Source organism: Lewinella sp. IMCC34183 (assembly GCF_003390915.1).
Taxonomy (GTDB): domain Bacteria; phylum Bacteroidota; class Bacteroidia; order Chitinophagales; family Saprospiraceae; genus Neolewinella.
The window spans coordinates 86,211-109,482 of the sequence record NZ_QMEM01000012.1; the positions used below are offsets into that span (position 1 = coordinate 86,211).

The 23,272-nt window shown below is 62.0% G+C and carries 18 protein-coding genes and 1 tRNA gene; 8 read left to right on the forward strand and 11 right to left on the reverse strand.

The genetic code is table 11. The annotated features are described in order from the left end of the window. The first annotated feature begins 8 nt into the window (after window positions 1–8). From DQG19_RS19365 to DQG19_RS19375, 3 genes are read left to right on the forward strand one after another with little or no spacing between them, the layout of a single operon-like run. Complete coding sequence (locus DQG19_RS19365; RefSeq protein ID WP_116127980.1) at window positions 9–1,409, forward strand: S1C family serine protease; 1,401 nt, start codon at window positions 9–11, stop codon at window positions 1,407–1,409. A gap of 52 nt (window positions 1,410–1,461) precedes the next feature. After that, the gene (locus DQG19_RS19370; RefSeq protein ID WP_116127982.1) at window positions 1,462–1,860 is read left to right on the forward strand and encodes a hypothetical protein; all 399 of its coding nucleotides are present in this window, start codon (window positions 1,462–1,464) and stop codon (window positions 1,858–1,860) included. Window positions 1,861–1,883: 23 nt separating this feature from the next. After that, window positions 1,884–3,116 carry a pyridoxal phosphate-dependent aminotransferase gene (locus DQG19_RS19375; protein WP_116127984.1) on the forward strand — a complete coding sequence of 411 codons (1,233 nt, stop codon included), beginning with the start codon at window positions 1,884–1,886 and terminating at the stop codon, window positions 3,114–3,116. On the opposite strand, the gene DQG19_RS19380 is transcribed toward DQG19_RS19375, so the two are convergent. From DQG19_RS19380 to DQG19_RS19390, 3 genes are all read right to left on the reverse strand, one after another. After that, on the reverse strand, window positions 3,113–3,841 hold the full coding sequence (locus DQG19_RS19380) for an SGNH/GDSL hydrolase family protein (protein WP_198661812.1): 729 nt from the start codon (window positions 3,839–3,841) through the stop codon (window positions 3,113–3,115). The two genes, DQG19_RS19375 and DQG19_RS19380, sit on opposite strands and share 4 nt — an antisense overlap. Before the next feature lie 35 nt (window positions 3,842–3,876). Beyond that, entirely contained in the window at window positions 3,877–4,902 is a 1,026-nt protein-coding gene (gene hemE / locus DQG19_RS19385) for a uroporphyrinogen decarboxylase (protein ID WP_116127986.1), read from the reverse strand. Window positions 4,903–4,985: 83 nt separating this feature from the next. Then, window positions 4,986–6,614, reverse strand: a complete 1,629-nt coding sequence (locus DQG19_RS19390; RefSeq protein WP_116127989.1) for an acyl-CoA carboxylase subunit beta — start codon at window positions 6,612–6,614, stop codon at window positions 4,986–4,988. A 55-nt stretch (window positions 6,615–6,669) separates the two neighbouring features. Between DQG19_RS19390 and DQG19_RS19395 the strand changes: the two genes are divergently transcribed. Beyond that, window positions 6,670–6,897 (forward strand): hypothetical protein, encoded by a 228-nt coding sequence (locus tag DQG19_RS19395; RefSeq protein ID WP_116127991.1) that lies wholly within the window; start codon window positions 6,670–6,672, stop codon window positions 6,895–6,897. Window positions 6,898–6,998: 101 nt separating this feature from the next. Here DQG19_RS19395 and DQG19_RS19400 read toward each other — a convergent pair. The 4 genes from DQG19_RS19400 to DQG19_RS19415 all read right to left on the reverse strand — a co-directional run bounded on the left by DQG19_RS19400 (window position 6,999) and on the right by DQG19_RS19415 (window position 9,086). Beyond that, window positions 6,999–7,084: transfer RNA gene (locus DQG19_RS19400), tRNA-Leu, on the reverse strand. A 54-nt stretch (window positions 7,085–7,138) separates the two neighbouring features. Further along, complete coding sequence (locus DQG19_RS19405) at window positions 7,139–7,936, reverse strand: META domain-containing protein (protein ID WP_116127992.1); 798 nt, start codon at window positions 7,934–7,936, stop codon at window positions 7,139–7,141. Between the two features lie 69 nt (window positions 7,937–8,005). Beyond that, on the reverse strand, window positions 8,006–8,398 hold the full coding sequence (locus DQG19_RS19410; protein WP_116127994.1) for a VOC family protein: 393 nt from the start codon (window positions 8,396–8,398) through the stop codon (window positions 8,006–8,008). 40 nt (window positions 8,399–8,438) lie between these two features. Further along, window positions 8,439–9,086, reverse strand: coding sequence for a YdeI/OmpD-associated family protein (locus tag DQG19_RS19415; protein WP_116127996.1), 648 nt, complete (start codon window positions 9,084–9,086; stop codon window positions 8,439–8,441). A 276-nt stretch (window positions 9,087–9,362) separates the two neighbouring features. Between DQG19_RS19415 and DQG19_RS19420 the strand changes: the two genes are divergently transcribed. From DQG19_RS19420 to DQG19_RS19435, 4 genes are all read left to right on the forward strand, one after another. Next, window positions 9,363–10,160, forward strand: a complete 798-nt coding sequence (locus DQG19_RS19420; protein ID WP_116127998.1) for a (2Fe-2S)-binding protein — start codon at window positions 9,363–9,365, stop codon at window positions 10,158–10,160. A 31-nt stretch (window positions 10,161–10,191) separates the two neighbouring features. Next, window positions 10,192–11,187 carry an FAD binding domain-containing protein gene (locus DQG19_RS19425; RefSeq protein ID WP_116128000.1) on the forward strand — a complete coding sequence of 332 codons (996 nt, stop codon included), beginning with the start codon at window positions 10,192–10,194 and terminating at the stop codon, window positions 11,185–11,187. 45 nt (window positions 11,188–11,232) lie between these two features. Then, entirely contained in the window at window positions 11,233–13,419 is a 2,187-nt protein-coding gene (locus tag DQG19_RS19430; protein ID WP_116128002.1) for a xanthine dehydrogenase family protein molybdopterin-binding subunit, read from the forward strand. A gap of 192 nt (window positions 13,420–13,611) precedes the next feature. Beyond that, complete coding sequence (locus tag DQG19_RS19435; RefSeq protein ID WP_198661813.1) at window positions 13,612–15,327, forward strand: cellulase family glycosylhydrolase; 1,716 nt, start codon at window positions 13,612–13,614, stop codon at window positions 15,325–15,327. A 17-nt stretch (window positions 15,328–15,344) separates the two neighbouring features. On the opposite strand, the gene DQG19_RS19440 is transcribed toward DQG19_RS19435, so the two are convergent. The 4 genes from DQG19_RS19440 to DQG19_RS19455 all read right to left on the reverse strand — a co-directional run bounded on the left by DQG19_RS19440 (window position 15,345) and on the right by DQG19_RS19455 (window position 22,300). Then, on the reverse strand, window positions 15,345–17,105 hold the full coding sequence (locus tag DQG19_RS19440; RefSeq protein ID WP_116128004.1) for a discoidin domain-containing protein: 1,761 nt from the start codon (window positions 17,103–17,105) through the stop codon (window positions 15,345–15,347). Window positions 17,106–17,158: 53 nt separating this feature from the next. Then, on the reverse strand, window positions 17,159–18,136 hold the full coding sequence (locus DQG19_RS19445) for an esterase-like activity of phytase family protein (protein WP_116128005.1): 978 nt from the start codon (window positions 18,134–18,136) through the stop codon (window positions 17,159–17,161). 109 nt (window positions 18,137–18,245) lie between these two features. Next, window positions 18,246–19,670 carry an alpha-L-fucosidase gene (locus tag DQG19_RS19450; protein WP_116128007.1) on the reverse strand — a complete coding sequence of 475 codons (1,425 nt, stop codon included), beginning with the start codon at window positions 19,668–19,670 and terminating at the stop codon, window positions 18,246–18,248. Window positions 19,671–19,708: 38 nt separating this feature from the next. Next, the gene (locus tag DQG19_RS19455) at window positions 19,709–22,300 is read right to left on the reverse strand and encodes an alpha/beta fold hydrolase (RefSeq protein ID WP_116128009.1); all 2,592 of its coding nucleotides are present in this window, start codon (window positions 22,298–22,300) and stop codon (window positions 19,709–19,711) included. Window positions 22,301–23,272: the final 972 nt, after the last annotated feature.

The window sequence follows — 23,272 nt, forward strand, 5'->3', positions numbered from 1 at the left end:
TGCAGCGTATGCGCGTACGCACCCTATCACTCCTGATCGTGGCCTGTTTTGTCTCCGCGCTGCTCGGTGTGTGGCTCGGTCGCCGGGCGTTTCCCGTGCCGGCTACGGTATCGGCCCCGCTCAACCCCGCCCGCGACGAACTGCGGTTGCGGACCTTCGCCAGCAGCGCGCCCACCGACTTTACCAGCGCCGCCGAGCGCGTTACCCCCGCCGTGGTATCCGTCGCCAGCCGCTTGCGGACGGGCCTCGTGGAATCGGATGTGGGCACCATCACCACCGGCTCGGCGGTCATCATTTCCCCCGACGGATATATCGCCACCAACAACCACGTGATCGAGGGTGCACGACGGGTCCGCATCACTCTACAGGACCGCCGCGAATTCAACGCCCGCGTGATCGGAGTGGACGAGAGTACCGACCTGGCATTGCTCAAGATCGCTGCTACCGACTTGCCCACCGTCATGTTCGGCAACAGCGACAGCCTGCGGGTGGGGGAGTGGGTCATTGCCGTTGGCAACCCCTACAGCCTCAACAGTACCGTCACTACGGGCATCGTGTCGGCCAAGGGCCGGAGTATCGACGTGCTGCGCCCCGACGACCGCATCGAGAGTTTCATCCAGACCGACGCCGCCGTGAATCCGGGCAACAGCGGCGGCCCTCTGGTCAATACCGCCGGCGAACTCGTCGGCATCAATACCGCCATCATTACGAACAGTGGCCGCCACGAGGGCTACGCCTTTGCCATTCCCGGCAACCTGGCCCGGCGGGTACTCAATGATCTACGGGATTTCGGGGAAGTACAGCGGGCGGTGCTGGGGGTATGGGTGCAGGGCATCAACTTCGCCCAGGCCCGCCGCCTCCACCTCGACGCGGCCAGCGGGGCGGTGATCACGGACCTGACCCCCGGAGGCCCCGGGGTGCGTGCCGGACTGCGGGTAGGCGACGTGATGACGGCTATCAACGGCGTAGCGATCAACTCCAGCCCGGAACTTCAGGAACAACTAAGTCGGTACCGCCCCGGCCAGCGCGTGCTGCTGACCTTGATCCGCGAGGGTCGGTCGCGGGACCTGAGCGTTCTCCTGCGCGACAAACGCAACCGGGCCGGGCAGCTGGTGAGCGACCGCTCCGACGACGTCCTGCACCTGCTGGGCTTCGAGCTGCGCGACCTCAACGAGCAGGAGCTGGCCGATCACCCCCGCGGAGGCGCCCGGGTGGTCTCGATCTTCCGGCACAGCCCCATCGCCGCCACCAACATGACTGCCGGTTACACCATCACTACGCTCAACGGAACCCCCGTCGCCAACCTCGCCGCACTGCTGCGCCGGCTCCCGGAACCGGGAGAAGAAATGATTTTCGGAGGGACTTACGACGGCTACTCGGGGGAATATTTTTACCAGCTCACGCACTGAACGATCGGTGCGCACGTACCTTTGGGTCGTCGGGCCGCGTAAACGTCTGCCTATGCGTTTTAAATCCTTATCGACTGCGCTTCGGCGCACCGGGGCAGCCGTACTCTGCAGCTCGCTCCTGTCGTGCCTGCTGGCCTCCTGTGAGCCCGCGGAGAAAGTTCGACTCGAAAATGCCGGTGCGGACGAAGTCATATTCCCCGTTACAGATGCCGCGTGTACCGAGTGGTTCGCCTACGTCAACGTCCCGGACACGATGTTGCTGGCGAAGGATACCGACACCAGCATCTATTATGGTATCGGCACCTGGGACGCTTCCGACAGAGAGCGGATGGAAGCCTGCCTGCTCGCCGCAAAACCCTACCTCACGGTGGATAGCAGCCGCCGGCCGGCCGCCTACACCCTTACCCTGGATGGCTATCTGGACAGCCGCCTGACCGTACGGTTCCAATGATCCAGCCCCCAAAACCCTACCGAATGCCGCTAGTATCTCACCGTTCGCTCACCGTACCGCTCTCGCCCTTCCGGAAACTTATTCCGCTGGCGGACCGCGCGCGGGCGGGCGGAAAGCATATCTACCACCTGAATATCGGGCAGCCGGACATCCCGACCCATCCGTCCGCCGTAAAGAAGTTCCGCCGGCTGCCGTGGGAGATCCTGGACTATAGCCCCAGCAACGGGATCGACTCCTACCGGGAGGCCCTGCGCGGCTACTACGAACGCTTCGACGTCGATCTGGAAGCCGACGAGATCATGATCACTACCGGCGGATCGGAGGCCATTTTGTTCTTCATGCTGGCCTGCCTCGATCCCGGCGACGAGATCATCATCCCCGAGCCCTTCTACGCCAACTACAATGGCTACGCTCACATGGCCGATGTGCGGGTGGTGACCATCACCTGCCATATTGAGGACGGTTTCCGTATCCCCGACGCCGAAGTATTCGCCGAGAAGATCACGCCGCGGACCAAGGCGATCGTCATCACCAACCCCAACAATCCTACCGGGGCGTGCTACACGCGGCCCGAGCTGGAACGGCTCTCGCGGATCGTCCGCGAGCACGACCTGTTTCTCTGCGTCGACGAAGTATATCGGGAGTTCAGCTACGACACCCCGCTGCAGTCGATCCTCCAGTTGCCGGACCTCGGTTCCCACGCCGTCGTCATCGATTCCGTGTCCAAGCGGTACAGTGCCACCGGTGCGCGGGTAGGCGCCCTGGTGACGCGTAACCTGGCCGTGCGCGAATCGGTCGACCGCTTCGCCAAACTGCGCCTCAGCCCCCCGGGCCTGGGGCAGCGACTTAGCGAACTCATGCTCGAGGACGACGGGGCCTACCTCCAGGGCGTCAAGGATGATTACCGGGAGCGGCGCGACATCGTCTACGAGCGGCTGCAAGAGATGCCCGGCGTCTACGCCTATAAGCCCGGTGGTGCCTTCTACTGTTTCGCGCGGTTTCCGATCGCCGACAGCGAAGATTTCTGCCGCTGGCTGCTCGAAGACTTCGAATACCAGGGAGCTACCGTCATGCTAAGTCCGGGCCCCGGATTTTACGCCACGCCCGGGCTGGGCAACGACGAGTGCCGCATTGCTTACGTGCTCAACGTGAACGATCTTGCACGCGCCATGGACTGCCTGGCGGAGGCCTTGCGCACCTATCCGGGGAGTACCCTGTCGGCTACGGGCGCCGTCGTCGGCGAGCGGGAAGCCTAATCGGTAGATTTTACCAGACCCGCCACCCGCTGTAGCAACACTTCGTCTACCCACAGTCCGTACTGTTTGCCGCTGGGGTGAAGCCCGTCGACGGCGACCAATTCGGGGTCGTCGTTGCCGCGGCGGGAGATAGGAGTGATATTGTAAAAGGGTACCTCATACCGCTGGGCGATGGCGGAAGCCGCCGCGTTGAACGCATCGATGTCCGCGCTGATGGCCGCGCTTCTCCTGCCGGCGGGCGTATAGGCATAGTCCGGTATGGAAACCACGAACACCCGGGAGCTGTCGCCCCCAGCAAGGGCAATGGCGTTCCGCAGCAAATTCTCGAAGCGACCGCGGTAGCCCGCTACGTCGAAGCCCTGGTACTGGTCGTTCACCCCGATGAGCAGGCTGACCAAGTCGTAGTCCTCGGCGGGGGGGCTGCTCGCGAGGGCATTTGCCAGGTTGTCGGTGCGCCAGCCGTTGCGGGCCACGATATCGAGGGGCTCCACGGCGATGCGCTTATCGGCCGCAAGCCGGGCAGCGAGCTGGGCGGGCCACCGCTGGGTACCGCTCACGCTGGTGCCGATGGTGTAGCTGTCGCCCAGCGCGAGAAAGGAGATGGTAGTATCGGGCGGGCCGGCCGGTTCGGGGGGCGGGGGAGCGTCGGTGCCCATGGGCGAGTAACTGTCTTTGGAGCAGGCCATGAGGGTGATCAGGAAGCAGGCGAGGAGCAATAGGCGCATACCGAAGATACGGTGCGCGCGCCTCCGCGGTTCTCTCAGGCGTAGCGGTAATCCTGTACCGCGTTGACGAAGGCCTTCACCCCGTCGAGGGGGGTGTCGGGGTAGACGCCGTGGCCCAGGTTGGCGATGTGGCCCCGCCCAAAGCGGTCGAGCATGGCCCGGGTACCGTCGGCGATCTGTCCGGTGGGCGCGTAGAGCTGGGCCGGATCCATATTACCCTGCAGTACCTTCCCCGGCACCTGCGTCCGCGCCTGCTGCGGGTCGGCGATCCAGTCGAGCTGCACCACCTGGCAGGGTAGCTTGCCGATGTCCGGCAGGGCGTGGCGGGCGTCCTTGGCGAAGACCGTTACGGGCACGTCGCCCAGTTCACGGCAGATGAGGTCGATGTAGCGCAGCGAAAACTCCCGGTAGTGATCGGGCGGCAATACGCCGGCCCAGCTGTCGAAGACCTGGATCAGGTCGGCCCCGTGGCGGGTCTTCTCCTTCAGGTAGGCGGCGGTGGCGATGGCGATCCGCTCCAGCAGGCGGTGGCTGAGGGCGGGCTCCTTGTAGAGCATGCGGCGCGCCTTACTGAAGGTCTTGCTGCCGCCGCCCTCCACCATGTAGGCGAAGATGGTCCACGGCGCGCCGGCGAAGCCGATGAGGGGCACGCGATTGTCGAGCCGCTTCTTCGTGGCGTCGAGGGCGTCAAACACGTATCCGAGGTGACCGGGCGCCTCCTCCGGTGGATTGAGCGCATCGATGTCGGCCGCCGACTGGATGGTGCGTGGAAAGCGGGGCCCCACCTTTTCTACCATGGTGTAGTCCAGCCCGAGCGCTTCGGGGATGACGAGGATGTCGCTAAAGATGATGGCGGCGTCCACGCCGAGCTCGTCGACGGGCTGCACGGTGACTTCGGCGGCCAGGTCGGGGGTCGACACGAGTTCCTTGAAGCCGCTCAGGCTGGCGCGCAGGGCGCGGTACTGGGGCAGGATGCGGCCGGCCTGGCGCATCAGCCATACCGGGGGGCGTTCGACGGATTCGCCGCGGGCGGCGCGCAGGAAGAGATCGTTCTGGTACATGGCGGCGAAGGTAGGCAGCCGGCGGTGCGCGGGTGCGGTGCCGGTGGGGGAGGCCTCGATTTTTACCGGGGGATTACGCCCGACTAGGTCTGGATCGCCCCGACGTTGAAGCGTTCGACGGGTGCGTGGGTGGCCGCCTCGATGCCGGCGGAAATGTAGGCACGGGTGTCGCGGGGGTCGATGAGCTCGTCGACCCACAGGCGGGCGGCGGCGTAGTACGGGCTCGTCTGCCGGTCGTAGCGGTCGGTGATCTTCTTGAGCAATTCCTGCTCTTCCTGTTCGCTCACCTCCTCGCCGCGGGCCTTCTGGCTGCTGACCTGGATCTGCAGGAGGACCTTGGCGGCCTGCTCGCCCCCCATCACGGCGATGCGGGCGGTAGGCCAGGCCAGCATGAGGCGGGGGTCGTACGCCCGGCCGCACATGGCGTAGTTGCCGGCCCCGTAGCTGTTGCCGACTACGATGGAGAATTTGGGTACCGTGCTGTTGCTGACGGCGCTGACCATTTTGGCTCCGTCCTTGATGATTCCTCCCTGCTCGGAGCGCTTGCCGACCATGAAGCCGGATACGTCGTGGAGGAAGACCAGAGGGATGTTCTTTTGGTTGCAGACCATCACGAAGCGGGCGGCCTTGTCGGCGCTGTCGCTGTAGATGACGCCGCCGAATTGCATTTCGCCCTTGCCGCTCTTTACCACCTGCCGGTTATTGGCGACGATACCTACCGACCAGCCGTCGATGCGGGCGTAGCCGCACAGTAGGGTCTGTCCGTACTCGGCCTTGTATTCGGTAAACTTGCCGTCGTCGACCAGGGCAGCCACTAGGGCGCGGCCGTCGTAAGGCTTGGCGCGGTCCTCGGGCAGGATGCCCAGGATCGCCCCCGCGTCGACCTGGCCCGGCTCGGTGCGGTCGAAGGGCGTCACGACCTTCTCCGGCACCCGGCTCATGAGGTCGCGGATGGTAGCCAGGCACTCGCGGTCGTTCTCGCTTTTGTAGTCGATCACGCCGCTGACCGAGGCGTGCATGTCGGCACCTCCCAGGTCCTCCTTGTCTACCTTTTCGCCAATGGCCGCGCGTACCAGGTAGGGGCCGGCCAGGAAGATGCTGCCGGTTTCCTGGACAATGAGGCTCTCGTCGGACATGATGGGCAGGTAGGCCCCGCCGGCCACGCAGCTGCCCATGACGGCGGCAATCTGGGTGATGCCCAGGGCGCTCATCCGCGCATTGTTACGGAAGATGCGCCCGAAATGCTGCTCGTCGGGGAAGATCTCGTCCTGTAGCGGCAGGAATACCCCGGCGCTGTCGACTAGGTAGATGATGGGCACGCGGTTCTCGAGGGCGATCTCCTGCGCGCGGAGGTTCTTTTTGCCGGTGATGGGGAACCACGCGCCGGCCTTGACGGTAGCGTCGTTGGCGACGATGACGCACAGGCGACCGGACACGCGGCCGTAGCCGGTGATGACGCCCCCGGCGGGGCAACCGCCGTACTCCTCGTACATCTCGTAGCCGGCGAAGGTGCCGAATTCCAGGAAGTCAGTACCGGGGTCGATGAGGGTGTCTACCCGCTCCCGCGCCGTGAGTTTACCTTTCTGGTGTTGTTTGGCGACGCGCTTGGCACCGCCACCCGGAAGGATTTGCTCGCGGCGGTGGTTGTAGCGGGACAGCTGCAGCAGCATCCCGTCTTCGTGTTCGGCGGCGGTCAGTTCTTGTTTGGTCATGATCGGTGGTTAAGGGCGGGCGAAAAGTACGATATTCGCCCCAACCGCCCCACCCATGACCTTCAGTTACATCGGCCTCGTCATCGAGATCCTCCTCCTCGCCGTCGGCGTGTACCTCTACCTGTTCGCCCGTGGCTTTCTTTTCTTCGGAGGGCCGGACGCCCGTAGCCGTGCCGAGGAGTTTCGCCGGGACAATGCCGGCTGGATGCGCATCCTGGGCCTGCTCCTGGCGGCGCTGATGCTGGTGAACGTGGTTCTGCACGTGGGGGATCTGATGCGGTAACGAACAAGACCCGGGCACGGGGCACGCAGCGAATTAGGCCGCCTGTTTCCGAGCAGGTATAAACGCAGAACGGCGAAGATCCCGCAGGATCTCCGCCGTTGTACCCGGAACGGGGATCGAACCCGTACTCCCAGTACTGGGAACTGGATTTTAAGTCCAGCGCGTCTACCAATTCCGCCATCCGGGCCTGCCGCGAAGGTAAGCGTTTTTGTACAAGATCGTACCCCGGCCACCGCATCCGCTAGTCGGCGGGGTCTTCGGCGCGCAGGGTGGCGAGGTACTCGCCGCGGGAGTCGACCAGCCGCAGGGTGGAGCCGCTAACTGCGTAGCCGACCGTGCGCCGGAGCACGTCGAGGAAGGCCCGTTCCACGCTGATGGCGGGGCAGGCCATTTTGGTCGTTGATAGGGGAGGAAAAGTCAGGGAATCGCCGCTCAGCACGTAGGATCCCCGGAGACTGTTGCAGCCGGCGTTGCCGGTCACCCGCTGCCCGTTCGCTGAAAGTTCGATGTAGGGTCCGGACTTGCCTTCCACGACCGGCCCGGTACCGAGCGAGTCGAGCCACCAGCGCCGATCGAAGAGGCGGTCCCGGTCCTTGCGCAGGTAGTAGAGTTCCGACATGGCCCCCTCGATGGGCCGGTTGACCAGGTCCAGCTGCCGCAGGTAGTTCTCACCCACCCGGTAGTAGATGGGCCGGTTAATAGAATCAATGTCCAGAAGCTTGATACTGCCGCCGTCGGGTTCCCAGCGGAAGCGGCCGGTGATGGTGTCTTCGTCCGTGGCGTTACGCATGCTCCGGGTATTCAGCACGTAGGTTTCATCCTTCCGCAGCTTCAGGCTGATCTCCCGCCCGTTACCGTCCATTCCGGGCACGGTACCGTAGTAAAGGCCGGACCAATCGAGTGAGGTGCGGCTGTTGTCGGCGGTGGCCTGCGGCGGGCTGGGGGCAATGACGGGCGGCTCGTCCGCGGCGGGCTGGGTAATTCCGCATCCGGTACCGATAATGATTACTGTGATCAAACAGTAAAGGAGATGACGCATGGGCGTAAGCTTTTCCGGATAACGCCGTTTGCCCCGCGGAGTGTTTGCCGCAGCAGCTACGTGCGTGAATCAGTCAATTTCGTACAACTCGATCGGCAGGTCGTCCGGGTCACGCAGAAAGGTGAAGCGCCGCCCCGTCCATTCATCGGTGCGAATGTCCTCTACCGGGACGTTCCGCGTGCGCAATTCCCGGATAGCGGCGTCCAGGTCGGTAACGGAGAACGCCAGGTGGCGCAGTCCCCGGGCTTCAGGGCGAGTGGGCCGCGGGGGAGGGTCAGGAAACGAAAACAGTTCGATCAGGTAGGTCCCGTTGAGTGCCAGGTCGAGTTTGTGGGAGTCGCGATCGGCTCGGTAGACCTCCTGTTTCACTTCGAAGCCCAGTACGTCGGTGTAGAACCGGCGGGAGCGGACAATGTCGTGGCAGATGATGGCCACATGGTGGAGCGATTGCAGGGAAAGCATGGCGCTAAGGTAGGGACGAGGCCGGCTTACGAAGTTCCGTTCACCCTGCTTTGTGCGACCCGTCGCAGCGTGGCATTCTGCCCGAACGCCCACAGGTACAGTCGTGGATACCGGCCCCCGCCCGGATACGTTCGCGGTATTGGTCAATCCTTCGGCTGCGGGTCACGGATTGTCGGGCATTACCAAAATAGATCAGGTAGCCGCGCTGTCGCCCGGGCGTGAGGGAGGCGAAGGCGGTACGCAGGGCGATGTTTTTGGAAAACCGCTGCTCCAGTTCCGGGGGCACGGCTGCTTTTCGTTGCACGCTTTTGTCCTGGGTACGCCCCGCCTGCGCTATCGCGATCGCCGCGCGCACGTAGTCGGTGATCACGCCCGTCAGTTCTTCCACCTGGTCGGCCCGGGTGAAGGATAATTGACGGACCGAACACGAGTGGGGACCGGGCGCGCGGAGCAGTCCCGCGGCGTCAGGCAGCAGATTGCCCTGAAAGAAACCCAGTTTCGCTCTGGTACCCACCCGACCCAGCATGGCCAGGTTGCGCTGCTGCAGGACGTAACACGGCGCACGCCACTTGTAGGTTTCTCGCAGTCCGCAGTCGAGCAGGATCTTGCGGAGGGCCAGCAGGACCTCACAGAGCGACTCGTCGGCGGAGAAATATTTGTCAATGGCGTCTGAGGGAGCGGGATGCACTGCGGGGAGAGTTTAGGTTATGGTAACGGGTGGAACAGTTTCCGTGGCCGGGAAAATATGTTAAAACATACAAAATTTTCAAATTCTGTCTTCCGTCCGGCAGGTGACATGTGGTGGGGGAACACATCGCTGATAACGCAATATATAGTCCGCCGGCAACGGCGCGATGAACCCCCTCTGGTTATTCCCGTTAGCCGGAGTAAGCTACACTAACTCCACCGCGCGACGGGCCGCTGCTGCGGCCGGTGAATCCATCCCTACCAGACCAAAGCCATTATGAAAGGATTAGACAAGTGGGTCGACAAGACCGAAGACCAACTCAACGAAGACGAAAAGAAAATTTTCGGCGAGCTGGGCTTACACGGAGAGTCCCGCCGCAAATTCATCGGCAAGCTCTCCGCGGCCAGCCTGAGTATCTGGATGGCCTCCAACTTTAACCTGGACGTGCTCACGCCGCAGGGCGAAACCATGCCGGACGGGCTCAACTTCCTGCTCAACGACCTGAAGGTAGACCTGAACATCAATAACAAGCAGCATTCCCTCACCGTCGATTCCCGGACGACCCTCCTCGATGCCCTGCGGGAACGGCTGGGCATGACGGGGTCCAAGAAGGGCTGCGGCCACGGTCAGTGCGGTGCCTGCACCGTCATCATCGACGGCAAGCGCAAGCTTTCCTGCCTGACCCTCGCCGCCAGCTGCGAGGACAAGGAGATCACAACGGTCGAGGGACTGGCCACCGGTGAGCAGTTGCACGCCGTACAGGCCGCCTTTATCAAGTACGATGGCTTTCAGTGCGGCTACTGTACCTCCGGGCAGATCTGTTCTTCGGTCGCCCTGCTGGACGAAGCCAAGCGCGGAGAGATCAGCTACGTAACCGAAGACATTAAAGCGAGCAGGGAAAACATCACCCTCTCCGAAGAGGAGATCCGCGAGCGCATGTCCGGCAACCTTTGCCGCTGCGGGGCGTACAACAACATCGTCATGGCCGTCCAGGAAGCGCAGACCGGCGAGGACCAGGGCCAAAAATGGAGCTTCGCCACCGTGGAGGAAGTCCAGCAAGCCGGTAAGGCCTAACTCCGCCTTACCGACCAAAAGAAAGAACAGCATGAGACCATACGAATACATCCGCTCCAGTAGTCCGGCGGAAGCCCTGCGTGCCAATGCCGCGAGCGAAAAACCCCACTACCTCGGTGGCGGTACCAACCTCATCGACCTGATGAAGGAGGACGTCGAACGACCCGATACCCTCATCGAGGTTTCCGGCCTCGACTTTCAGTCCGTGACCGCCAACGCCGCGGGTGGGTACACCCTGGGTGCCATGATCAGCAATACGGATACCGCCAACCACCCGGAAGTTAAGAACAACTACCCCCTGCTCTCGATGGCCATGGTATCGGCCGCCACGGAGCAGATCCGCAATATGGCCACCAACGGCGGCAACCTGCTGCAGCGCACCCGCTGCCCGTACTTTTACGAAACCTCGATGCCCTGCAACAAGCGGGAGCCGGGTTCCGGCTGCGGCGCGCTGACGGGCATGAACGCCCTCCACGCCATCTTCGGCTGGAGCAAATCGTGCGTGGCCGTCAACCCTTCGGATATGTGTACCGCACTGGCCGCCCTCGGGGCGACGGTGGTCGTACTGCAGCCGGACGGGGGCAGCGAGCGGCGCATTCCCTTCGCTGATTTCCACCGGCTGCCCGGAGATACGCCGGAAAAAGACACCAACCTGGAGCCCGGTGAGCTGATCGTGGGAATTGAACTCGGTGAGCCCAAGTTCTCCGACAACTATTACTATCTCAAAATCCGCGAGCGCTCCAGCTACGCCTTCGCCCTGGTTTCGGTGGCGGCGGGCCTGCAGCTCGATGGCAACCGGATCGTGGACGCCGGACTCGCCATGGGCGGGGTGGCCCACAAGCCCTGGAAGCTCACCGCCGCCGAGGAGTACCTGCGCGGGAAAGTCCCGGAAGCCGCCGTATTCGAGGAGGCCGCGGAGCGCGCCATGGCCGACGCCCGTCCCCTCGATGACAACGAATACAAAGTGGAAATGGGCAAGAAGGCGATCGTACGCGCGCTGATGCAGGCCTACGAACGCACGGCATAATTCGTGCAGCCGCCAAATCCATTTAACACCAGCAGCAAAGAAATCATGAATAAAATTCAGGAACCCAAGGCCGCCATCGGGCAGGCCATCGACCGGGTCGAGGGCCGACTCAAGGTGACCGGCCGGGCTAAGTACGCCTCCGAATTCCCGGTGGAGGGGGTCGTGTACGCCCAGGGCCTCAATAGCACCGTAGCCAAGGGGCGCATCACCCGCATCGATACCGCGGAAGCCGAACGGCAACCAGGCGTGATGAAGGTGATCACCCACCAGAACGCACTGAAGCTTGCCACCCCGGACGAGAAACTGCTCAAGCTGGACACCAAGGCCATCGCGCCAGTCCTGCAGAGTCCCGAGATCCATTGGTACGGCGAGTTCGTAGGAGTCGTCGTGGCGGAAACCTTCGAGCAGGCGCAGCACGCCGCCCGTCTGGTCAAATTCGAGTATGAAAAGGACGAGCACCGCACCGAGTACAAGGATGCCGGCGAGGACGATAGCTACGCCCCCTCCGAGGACATGCAGCACCGCCGCGGCGATGTCGAGGCCGGAATGGCTAAGGCCGACGCCCGCGTGGAAGTCACCTACCGTACCCCCGTCGAGCACCATCACCCGATGGAGCTGCACGCCGTGATCGCGGAGTGGGACGGCGAAAAACTGAAGGTTTACATGCCCGCCCAGATGGTCAACGACGCGACCATCGGCATCTCCGATACCTTCCAGATTCCCAAGGAAAACGTCCACGTGATTTCCCCCTTCCTCGGCGGCGGTTTCGGGTCCAAGCTGCAGGCCCAGGAGCACGTGATGCTGGGGGCCATGGCTGCGAAGATGGTCGACCGGCCCGTGCAACTGACCGTGACCCGCCAGCAGATGTTTACCAATACCGGACTGCGGCAGGAAAACTTTCAGCGTATGCAGCTGGGTGCCACCCGCGACGGTAAACTGACCGCACTGGTACACGACACCCTGTCACACACCTCCACTGAGAAAGAGTACCAGGAACCCTGCGGCGCCGCCTCCAAGATGCTCTACCAGGCACCCAACGCCCGCATCACCCACCGCCTCGTCCCCATCAACCTGCCCTATCCCTGGGCCATGCGCGCACCCGGCGAAGCCACCGGGGCCTACGCCCTGGAGTGTGCCCTGGACGAACTGGCCTGGAAGCTCAACATGGACCCCGTCGAGCTGCGCATTATCAACGACACCCAGGTCGACCCGAGCAACGATAAGCCCTTTTCCAGCCGCCTGTTGAACGAATGCCTCCGCATCGGCGCGAAGCGCTTCGGCTGGGACGAGCGGCCCAAGGAACCCCGCTCCCGCCGGGAGGGAAATTGGCTGGTCGGCTACGGCGTCAGCTCGGCCTCGCGCGCCGCCCCCCTGCAGAAGAGCGCCGCCAAGATCATTCTCGAGCGCGACGGCGACAACCTGCAGGCTACCGTCCAGACCGACGCCACCGATATCGGCACCGGCAGCTACACCATTATCGCCCAGACCGCGGCCGACTATCTCGGACTGCCGGTGGAGCGGGTCGCGGTGGAGCTGGGCAATTCCGATTTCCCGACCTCTGCCGGATCCGGCGGTTCCTGGGGAGCGGCCTCTTTCACGAACGGAGTACGCTCCGCCTGCCTGAATATCACCGACACCCTGGTCACCCTGGCCGGCCACGACAGCACCCAGGGAGATGACCTGGTCACGCTTATGAAGAAGGCCGACCTCACGCGCCACGAGGCGGAGGGTTCGGCTTCCCCTACGGAGGAGTTCGACGACTACTCGGTGTACTCCTTCGGGGCCAACTTCGCGGAAGTGTGGGTCGACGCCGATACGGGGATGTCGCGCCTCAAGCGCATCCTCAGCGTCGGTTCTGCCGGTACCATCCTCAATCCCAAGACCGCCTACAGCCAGGTGCTCGGTGGTCTGGTGATGGGACTCGGCATGACCTTCATGGAGCAATCGAAGGTAGAGCCGAACCACGGGAACTTCATCACCCGATCGCTGTCCGACTACCACGTTCCGGTTAACCTCGACCTGGCCGATATCCAGGTGGTCTTCCTGCCCGAGGAGGACAAGATCGCCAACCCCATGGGCGTAAAGGGTATCGGTGAGCTCGGTATCGTGGGTGTGGCTTCGGCCCTCGCCAACGCCGTCTTCAACGCTACCGGCAAGCGCATGCGCGACCTGCCCATCACCCCCGAAAAGCTGATCGCTACGGAACTGGAGCCGGGACTGGCCCGCAAGTAGGCCACTCCCTGAAGCGGGCGCGGACGCGGGTGCAGCGAGTTACGGAAGGCTTCAACACGTACTGGATTTCCCGGTGTCAGTAATAAGACTGGCGCTGCATGGATCGGCACACCGACGTCAATTATCGGTTCGCAGTAGCCCTTGCACCCGCGTGCCCGCCGGTAAAGTATCTTGAACCGCAAATGATCGATCGTGCCCAGACTACTGCTTTTCCTACTTCTCGTTTCTGCCGGTTTGTCCGCCCAGGACTTTCTCCGCACGCAGGGAAGCCAGATCGTTGACGGCAGCGGCCAGCCCTATTTTCTGCACGGCATCGGCCTCGGCGGCTGGATGGTGCAGGAAGGCTACATGATGAAAACCTCGGGCTTCGCCGGGGCACAGCACATGCTGCGGGAGCGGATCACGGACCTCATCGGATCGGAAGCCACCCAGGAATTTTACGACGCCTGGCTGGCCAATCACGTGCGGGAGGCAGACATCCAGCGGATGCACGAAGCGGGCTTTAACAGCGTACGGCTGCCGATGCACTACAACCTGTACACCCTGCCCGTGGAGGAGGAGCCGGTCGCCGGTCGGCAGACCTTTCTCGACACCGGCATCGCCCTGACCGACAGCCTCATTGCGTGGTGCAAGGCCCGTGATATGTACGTGGTGCTGGACCTGCACGCGGCCCCCGGCGGGCAGGGCGACGACGTCAACATCAGCGATCGCGACGTAAATAAGCCCAGCCTGTGGGAGAGCCAAGCCAACCGCGACAAGACCGTCGCCCTCTGGAAGCACCTGGCCACGCGCTACGCCGACGAACCGACGGTAGCCGGCTACGACCTGATTAACGAAACGAACTACGTGCTCGGGGAAGACAACGCCCCCCTCGGTGCGCTGATGCGGGAAATCACGGACAGCATCCGCAGCGTGGACCAACGGCACATCATCTTCGTGGAGGGCAACGGCTTCGCGAACAACTTCACGGGCCTGACGCCGCCCTGGGACGATAATATGGTCTACAGTCCCCACAAGTACTGGAACTACAATACGGAGGAGGCACTCGGTTTCGCGCTGGCCCTGCGGGATACCACGAATACTCCACTGTACCTCGGGGAAACCGGGGAGAATTCCAACGTCTGGTTCCGCAACGCGGTCATGCTTTTTGACGAAGTAGACATGGGCTGGGCGTGGTGGCCGTGGAAGAAGATCGAATCGATTACCGGGCCGGTGTCCGTCACCCTGAACCCGGGGTACCAGAAGCTGCTCGACTACTGGTCGGGGGAGGGACCGCGACCCAGCGCGGAGGACGCTACCGCCGCCCTTATGCAACTGACCGAAGATCTCAAACTGGAAAATGCCCGGTACCAGCGCGACGTCACCGACGCCATGTTTCGGCAGACGCGGACGACCGAAACCCTGCCCTGGATCGAGCACCGGTTGCCGGGGACCGTCTACGCGGAGGACTTCGACCTGGGTCCCCTACGCTACGCCTACATGGACCGGGATACCGGCAACTACTGGGTAAGTACCGGGGAGCGCTCCCGCTGGAACAGTGGCGGAGCCTACCGCAACGACGCGGTGGACATTGGCTTATCCGACGACACGGAGCTTACCCAGGGCTATTACGTCGGCTGGACGGAGCCCGGGGAATGGCTGCAGTACACCGTCGACGTGGCGGAAGCAGGCACCTATGACGCAACCCTCCGCGTGGCGAGCGATACGACGGGCGGGCGCTTCCGCTTCGCGCTGGACGAGGCGCAGCTTAGGTTCATTGTGGACGTACCGAATACCGGTGGTGACCAGGAGTGGATCACGCTTACGGTCCGTGGACTGCGCCTGCCCGCCGGAGAGCAGCGCCTGCGGCTATACGTTGACGGTGGCGGGTTCAACGTGGGAGGAATGCGGTTTGCGCGGGCGCAATAGCGATCCCCCGCAAGGGGTTAGCGCACCCGGGTCACCTGCGTTCGCTCCGAGATACCACTGGCGTTGAAGGCTTCGATCTGGAAGTAGTACGCATCGGCCTTATCCATGCCGGTGAAGTAGTACTGGTTGGCGCCGTACACCATGATGCTGCCGTAGAGCTTATCCTCGGCTTTTCCGAAGTAGATGTTGTAGCCGTCGGCCAGGGGGTTCTGTTTCCATTTCATCCAGGAGGCCATGCGGGTGGTTTCACCGTCGAGCGGGGAGCGTAGCACCACGAAATTCTCGACCGTATCGGGTCGTTCCCCGCCGGCCGTGCCAAAGACCCGCAGTCCACTGATGGCGAACTTCCCGGTAGGCATGGCCACGTTCTCTATCCGCAGGTAGCGCGCCTCGACGGGCGCGGGCAGCTCCACGTAGTCGTGGGGAACATCGGTTTGGTTGCCGCGCTTATCGATTACTACGTCCCATTCTTCTCCGTCTACGGAACCGGTGATCACGTACTGGTGGCGGTTCCCCTGGGTCTTACCGAGGAACTCCACGTCCTGGTCGGCGTAGTTGATCTGGATCGCGCGGACCGAGGATACGGCGCCCAGATCGGTCTGTAACCACTCGCCGGCATCGCCGGTGCGGGCGCTCCAGTAGGTCTTGATGTCCTCGTCGACCGCGTAGTTGGCGTGGTAGCCCCCGAAGGTGGAGGAAACCTGCACCGGCTTCTGGTAATTGAGTAGCATCCAGCCGGCGAAGAGGCCCTGGGTGAAGTCCTTGCCCCCTGCGCTTGCCGGCAACAGGGTGGGGTAGTCGCCAAAGGCCGTGTTGGAGTACATGACGCCGTCTTCGTCGAAGCCCGCCGGCCAGATGCCCAGGCGGCGCTCGAAGTTATTCTTTACCGAGATGACCATCGTCGATACGTGCCAGTAATTATCGTAGGCATCGGTGAAGGTCGACCCGTGCCCGGCGCCCCGGGCGAATCCGCCGGGTTTGTAGGAGAACGGATTGTGCTGCTGGTAGCGGAAGCCGCCCAGCGGATTACTGCTGACGAGCACCCCGTCCGCGTACCCACTAAATTCGGTACCGGGGGCGGCGTACTGGAAGTAGTACTTACCGTCGTGCTTGGTCACCCAGGCGCCCTCCGTGAAGGGGGGCAGGAAGACGTTATCGTTATACTCTCCGAAGCGTTCCCAGCCGTGCTCTTGGGGGTGCAGCAGCATGATCGGCCGGGTGATGCCGGTGGTCTGTAATTCCGGTAACGTGATCTCCGTACCGAGGAGCGGGAACTCGTTGCTGGAGCCCCAATAGAGGTAAAGCTTATCTTCTTCCTCCTCGTAGAGAAAGGCCGGATCCCAGGCCCCTACGTTGAGAGTGTCGACGGCGATCTCCCATTCGTTGGCGGTGGGGTTACCACTTTTCCAGATCGGAAAGTCCAGCTCCCAGGTGGAACCGTAGACGTACAGCGTATCCTGCATGACCCAGGCGGCGGGTGCGTTGAGGTCGTGCTGGTACTTGTCGTCGCGTAGGAATTTGCGGTGCACATAGGTCCAGTCGGACATATCCGCCGAGTACCAGTAGCCTTCCTGGTTAGTTGAAAACAGAAAGAGCGTATCCCGAAAGTTGACGATCACGGGGTCGGCCGTAGTGCGGTGCCGTCCGTTCTCCGCGAAGCGGGCAAAGGGCGTGTAGCCGTAGTCGATATTGATCGGGTTGCAGTAGGAAGTGGGCTGGGCGGCGGTGATTGCGGTCAATAGGGACAGCACCAGTAACGTGGTGAAGCGGACGGACATAGGCATGGAGGACTAATCGCCTAATGTACCATTCGCAGCCGAATGAAACTGATTCACTGCAAGCTTACCCGAAAGAGCCGCGTCTTGCGGTTGGATGGGGTAGTACAAAGCGAGGTATCGCCCTTTATATCCGCGTTATCGTTGACCAAATAGGCTACATTGTCATCCCCGACGGCAATGCCTTCCAGGTTCGGATAGTTCATCGCTTTGGCATCCAGCGTCAGGGGAAACTGGTCGTCGGGGCTACTCCTTGGAACGGCGAAGTATCCCGAAGAACTAAGCCGGACACGTTCGATATAGTACTCACCCGTGTCACACCCCACCTTTCCGTAGCAGGTCCTGGTGGTATACAGCTTCCCGTCCGGACTAAGACCGAGCGAGGTGTAGCGGTAGGGGCTCGGAATGGTTATCGACATGGTGTCCCGCAAGTCCAGGTACACGGAATCCCTGCGTTCACGGAAGGTAAACATCATTAGCTGCGCGGATCGCGTACCCTCCTTCCGGTCCCGCTCCTGAAGAACGTAGAGAAATTTGCGTCTGGGATCGATCGCCATTCCCTCCAAGCCCGCTTCGCCGTCGTCCTGCTGCACGGGCAAACTTGCGGAGTGAATGACCGGCACGGGTTGCGGACTCGGGTGTAATCGTGCCGCGTAAATACTGTTTATTTTCTCGTTGGTATAGAAGACCAGATCCCCAGCAATTGCCAACGCCTCGAGATCGTCGTCCGCCATAGCGGGCAAACGGTAAGTACGCACCGGCGCGTTGGTAGCGTTTCCCTTCAGCTGGTCCAGCGCGAAGGCGTACACCTCATGGCAACCTTCGGAGAGCAGGTACAGGGTATCCCGGGAGATGTCCAGTCCGGAAATTTCCACATTATTATTAAATCTCTCCTCCAGCCTAAATTCTTCAAAACCAGTACCGGCGGAGCGTGCAGTTGTCGCGGTAGTGATGCAGCCGACCACCGTGAGCAGAAAAGGGCCGGAGATTAAAAGGCAGCCATAAATCGTACCGAATTTGTGACCCTTGCTCATAATTGCTGTCCGCTGCTTGCCGATAAGGTAAGGGGCGCCGCGGACACCAGGGTTACCTGTGGTGGGGATGATCGGTTCGGAAATGACAGATAAGGATCAAGTTCAACCGTCACTTTGCGGTAAAGGCAAAGGACAGTGCCGCCTGCTGACGCAGTTCAGCCGGTAGATCGTCGGGTAACGTGATCACCGTCCGGCCAGCGGCTGTACGCGCGGGCAGTGGCTCCTTGTAGCCCAGCAGGCGCACGGATGCACCTGCGGGTACATTCCCCGACCAGGATACCTCGGACAGCTCCTCATTCTCCTCCTGTAGTACAATCGCGAAGCGTTGCTCCCCCTTTCCGGTAAAGCAGACCTGCCCGTCACGGTACCGCTCAATGGCCCGCGTGCCGTAGATCGCCTCGCCGTTGGTATCCATCCAGCCGCCGATCTCTTCGAGCTTTGCTACCACGTCAAGCGGGATAATGCCATCGGAAGTAGGACCGACCCCCAGTAAAAAATTGCCACCCTTGGAGACGATGTCCACCAGCGTATGAATGACTCTGCGCACCGACTTGAACTCGTCATTCGGCACGTAGCCCCAGTTGTTGGCGAAGGGCAGGTTGCTCTCCCAGGGGTTGTCGAGCTTGATTTCCGGCACTGTCCGCTCTGGGGTCTGGTAGTTCTCGTACGGACCGTGTACCGTCCGGTCGGCAATGATGATGCCCGGCTGGGCCTTGCGCGCCATCGCCGCGATACCGTCCATGTCGATCTCCTGACTGAATTCCGGGATCGGTGCGCCCCAGGCGATCACCTCCTCATTGACGGTGTGTTTCGGCCGCACCCAGCCGCCGTCGAGCCATAGTATGTCGATGTCGCCGTACTGCGTCATCAGTTCTTCGATCTGGTTGTAGGTGAAGTCCTGGTAAGCCTTCCACCGCTCTGGATAGCGACGGATGTCGTAGTTCACGTTGCGGTTAGGGGTGGCGTACTTGTCCCACCAGAAGTCCTGGTTGTGCCAGTCCGGTTTCGAATAGTAGGCCCCAACCATGAAGTCCCGGTCCCGAAAGGCGTTGAAGACGTGCTCGGTCACGTTTGCCCTTGGATGGTCACGGAAGGGGCCGGCGGTGATCTTGTAGTCGGTTTCGTCGGTGTCAAACATGTTGAAGCCGTCGTGGTGCTTCGTGGTGAAGACGACGTACTTCATGCCCGCGTTCTCGGCGGCGGCGGCCCAGTCCTCCGGATTGAAATTGACGGGGTTGAAGACCGAATTCAGGTTCCAGTACCATTCCTTGTAGTCGTTGTACGACATCCCGTCCGGCCGGTTGATCCAGTCCTCCGAGCACAACGTCCAGGACTCCATGATGCCGGGTACCGCGTACAGTCCCCAGTGGATGAGCATGCCAAATTTGAGGTCCTGCCACGCTTCGAGCTTCTCGACGACCAGAGGATCTTCCGGGGCTTCATAGGTAGAAGAGCGGCGGTGCAGGTTATCCTGCTGGGCCGCGAGTGAAACGGAGATCAGGAGGAGAAGCAGGGTAGATGTGAAGCGGTTCATGCGGGTCCGTTGGGTGGTCAGGGCGGGGAAGATTAAGATTAGCGGGCAACCTGCCATACGAAGTCACCGCCAGGAATATCCCATGCGTGTCCGAAATAACCGCTTCCGAGTACGCCGGAGACACCACTACGTGGCATCCGCCCGTCGAAGATCAGCACGTCCGGAAAAGCGGTAGTGTCCAGGAAGTAATCGTTGGCGTAGGCGGCATACATTCCCTCCGGCCCGGTTGCGGTCACCACTCCGATAGTAGAGGCATCGGTCCCCCGCCGCGGGTAAACGAGGTAGGCACCCAGGTCAGCTCCCTGAAACTGCCGGTCGCCGAAAGTCAGCTGCCCCGCCGTAACGTCGAAGGGGGCATGCGAGAGCAGTTGGTCCCACGCCGCGTTGTTGTCGTGATTGCCGTAGAGGATCACATTGCTCTCGGGATAATCGGCCGGCCGGAAGTCGGTATCCCGCACGATAGGTACCGAACCGTTGCCCCGGTAATACCACTTCTCGGCGTCGTAGCGGGCGCGCTGCAGGTACCATTCGTTTTCCTCCGCCGTTCCGCCGCTGGCGTAAACGAACACCATCCCGTTGCTGAAGGCGTCCTTGAAGGTTCCGTACCGCGCCGGCTGCTTTTCGGTGGCGGGCGGCGCGTCGGCGGCGGTCCAATCCGTACCCCGGCGGCGAAAAAAGGCGGGTTCGGATGCTTTGGAGAACGTCATTGGCTGGTCGTCCAGATAAAGGTGCGGCAGGGTATCCCCCAGCGGCGCCGGATCAATGCGCAGTAGGCTTACGTTGCGGGTCCCGAGCTTCAGGGTGTCCGACGCCCGGTCCAGCGTGAAGGAACTGATGTCCAGCGGGGTCTCCTGCTGCCAGATTTCCACGTAATGGGAGCCCGGGGATATTCCGGGGGAGGCGGTGGTAAAGGACAGCTCGTCGATTTCCGCATCCGGCTTGATCTTGCGGAAATTGAAGAATTCGAATAGTGGCGGCCAGTCGACGCTCTGGTCCCCGAACCAGTGTTCCCCGTCGGGATACTCGAAGTAGGCAAAGTCATCGTGGTAGGTACCGAGCAGCGCGCGCATCTCGCGGGCCAGGGCGGTGGGTACCACGTTGTCCTTTTCCCCGTGCAGGATGTACACGCCGTAGTGGAGGTAGTTGTCCTTCAGCTTCAGCGTGCGGCTCTGGTTTCCGGCCCGCAGCAGGTTGTCAGCGATCGACTGGAGGGTGGGGGAGGACTGCTTGCCCTCCATCTGGTCCAGAAACTCCTCCCTGGTCATTCCTAACTCCGCAAAGAATTCTGCGGGCCGTTCCGCGATCCTCCGCATGAATGACTGCCGGTAGCCGATCAGGTCGGGGTAGCCGGCGGCGGGCCCGATGGCGGCGAAGCGATCGGGATAGGTCACGCCGATGTGCCAGGTACCGTGGCCGCCCATGGAGTGGCCGGTGAGGTAGGTGCGCTGTGGGTCGGTCTGGTAGCGTTGCTCGGCGGTCTCCAGCACCTCGATGGCGTCCCGCCGACCCCAGTCTTCCCAGGCGAATCCGAAGGGTCGGCGGTTCGTGGCCGCCACGATAAACATGCTGTCCTTGCGGTCGTAGGCGTTGGCCTGGTTAACGGCCTCCACGGAGGCGCCATGGACCGTGAGCGTGAGCGCCTGGCCGGGCGCGTCGCCGGAAAGCGACGGCACGATGCTGTAGTACTGTACGCTTCCGTCGACCGCGCTGACGAAGGTCTCCTTACGGTGTTGCTCCCGGGTCTTGGCGGTGACGGATACCGACAAGGTATCGACCAGTTCGCCCCGCGGGTCGCGTAGCTCCAGGGTGAGCAGGTAGGAGGAGTCCGGCTGCGGCGCAGCCGCTACGGGAAGCTGGAAGGGTACCTTACGTACGAACAGCGGCACGATCGGCGCCACCGCGTACGTGGCCGACCGCTCGGCAATGCGGGCCGTGATGCTACCGCCGGCAAAGGTACCAGGCTGCGTATTCATGATGCGCACCGCTCCCCAGGCGGGTTCGTCGGCTCCGATGAGCAGGTCGGGCAGGGTGAGGTCACGACGCGTGAATTGAACCGGGAAATCAGGCTTCAGAAAGCGGGCCCGGATCCGGGAGAAACGCCCTCCACTCAGCACTACGAAGTTGTGTCCTTTGCGCAGGTGCACCGGGATCAGGCTCCAGCCAAAGTCGTAGTGGTCGCCTTCGTGGGGCATGCCATTAACGATGGCGGTAGTGTGACCCGAAGCTTCGAGCAAAATATCTTGCTCCCGGGCGGCCTCGTACTCCAGGTACAAATAGCCGTTGCGGATATCGCCGGTGAATTCACCGCGGTCATTGATGGTGATGGTATCCCAGCTCACGGAAGCTTCTCCAGGGATGTCGTAAGCAGTCTGGGGTAGAAGCGTTGTATCCCGCCGCCCAACAAAGGAGGCAAGCAGCCGGTCGTGACGAACAGGTTCCAGGGCGAAAGAACTCGGCAGTCCGGAAAGGATCATTCCCCTATTGAAAAGGTGCAGGATCTCCCCCTCGCTCACCTCGTCGATCTTTTCCTTGCCAAAGTATTCGACGATGTTACCCTGCCGTTCCTGGGCGGCGAGGGGCATCAGTACCGTTAGGGTGAGTGCGAGAAGGACGCAGCGACGGAGGGGCATGGTTAATATTTGTGGGTGAGGGGCGGTAGGCAGTCACAAAATAGTCACTGAAAATGACTTGCGTGTACGTTAACACCGGGGTGTCGATCTACAGTTAGTGCCGGTGGCGTACCTCAGGTCTGCCCAAATCCGTGCGATCCCGCATCAACTATGCGCGGCACCGCATCAGTTATGCGGGAATCTGCGAAAATCTGTGCCGAAGCGCAGCGCCTCTGTGACGCCGCAGGCGATCTGCGTGAAACCCTATCTCTGCAAGGACCCGCTTGCTTTCGTTCTTTTCCCTTGACGGAAAAGAACCAAAAGATCAAGCCTGTGCGCCCGCCTGATCGGGTTCCGCACCCCGAACCGGCGAAAACCTGCAAACTCGCCTCAGCACTTTCCGCTTCGATGAGTCACACTCCCTACTGCTGCTAATTGGGTCCCTCATTGATTACCCCGGCTCATACAGTGCAGGTTTTTTCACGCCGGTTCGTGGCCCGGTCCCCGGGCGTTCGCAAGGGCGGGTGGCCCTGTCCAATTGAAGTTTCAGGTGATTTGGTGCCTACCGAAGGTACGGGCTGTTCCGGTCACGTAAAAACGCGCGGGTTGTGCCACGGACAGGCCGTAGGGCTGGCCCAATCTGTGTAATCCCGCATCAGCTGTGCGGGGGCACCGCATCAGTTATGCGGGAATCTGTGGCCATCTGTGCCCGAGCGCAGCGAGTCTGTGCTAGCCGCAGGTGATCTGCGTGAAACCCTATCATTGCAAGGACCCGCTTGCTTTCGTTCTTTTCCCTTGACGGAAAAGAACCAAAAGATCAAGCCTGTGCGCCCGCCTGATCGGGTTCCGCACCCCGAACCGGCGAAAACCTGCAAACTCGCCTCAGCACTTTCCGCTTCGATGAGTCACACTCCCTACTGCTGCTAATTGGGTCCCTCATTGATTACCCCGGCTCATACAGTGCAGGTTTTTTCACGCCGGTTCGTGGCCCGG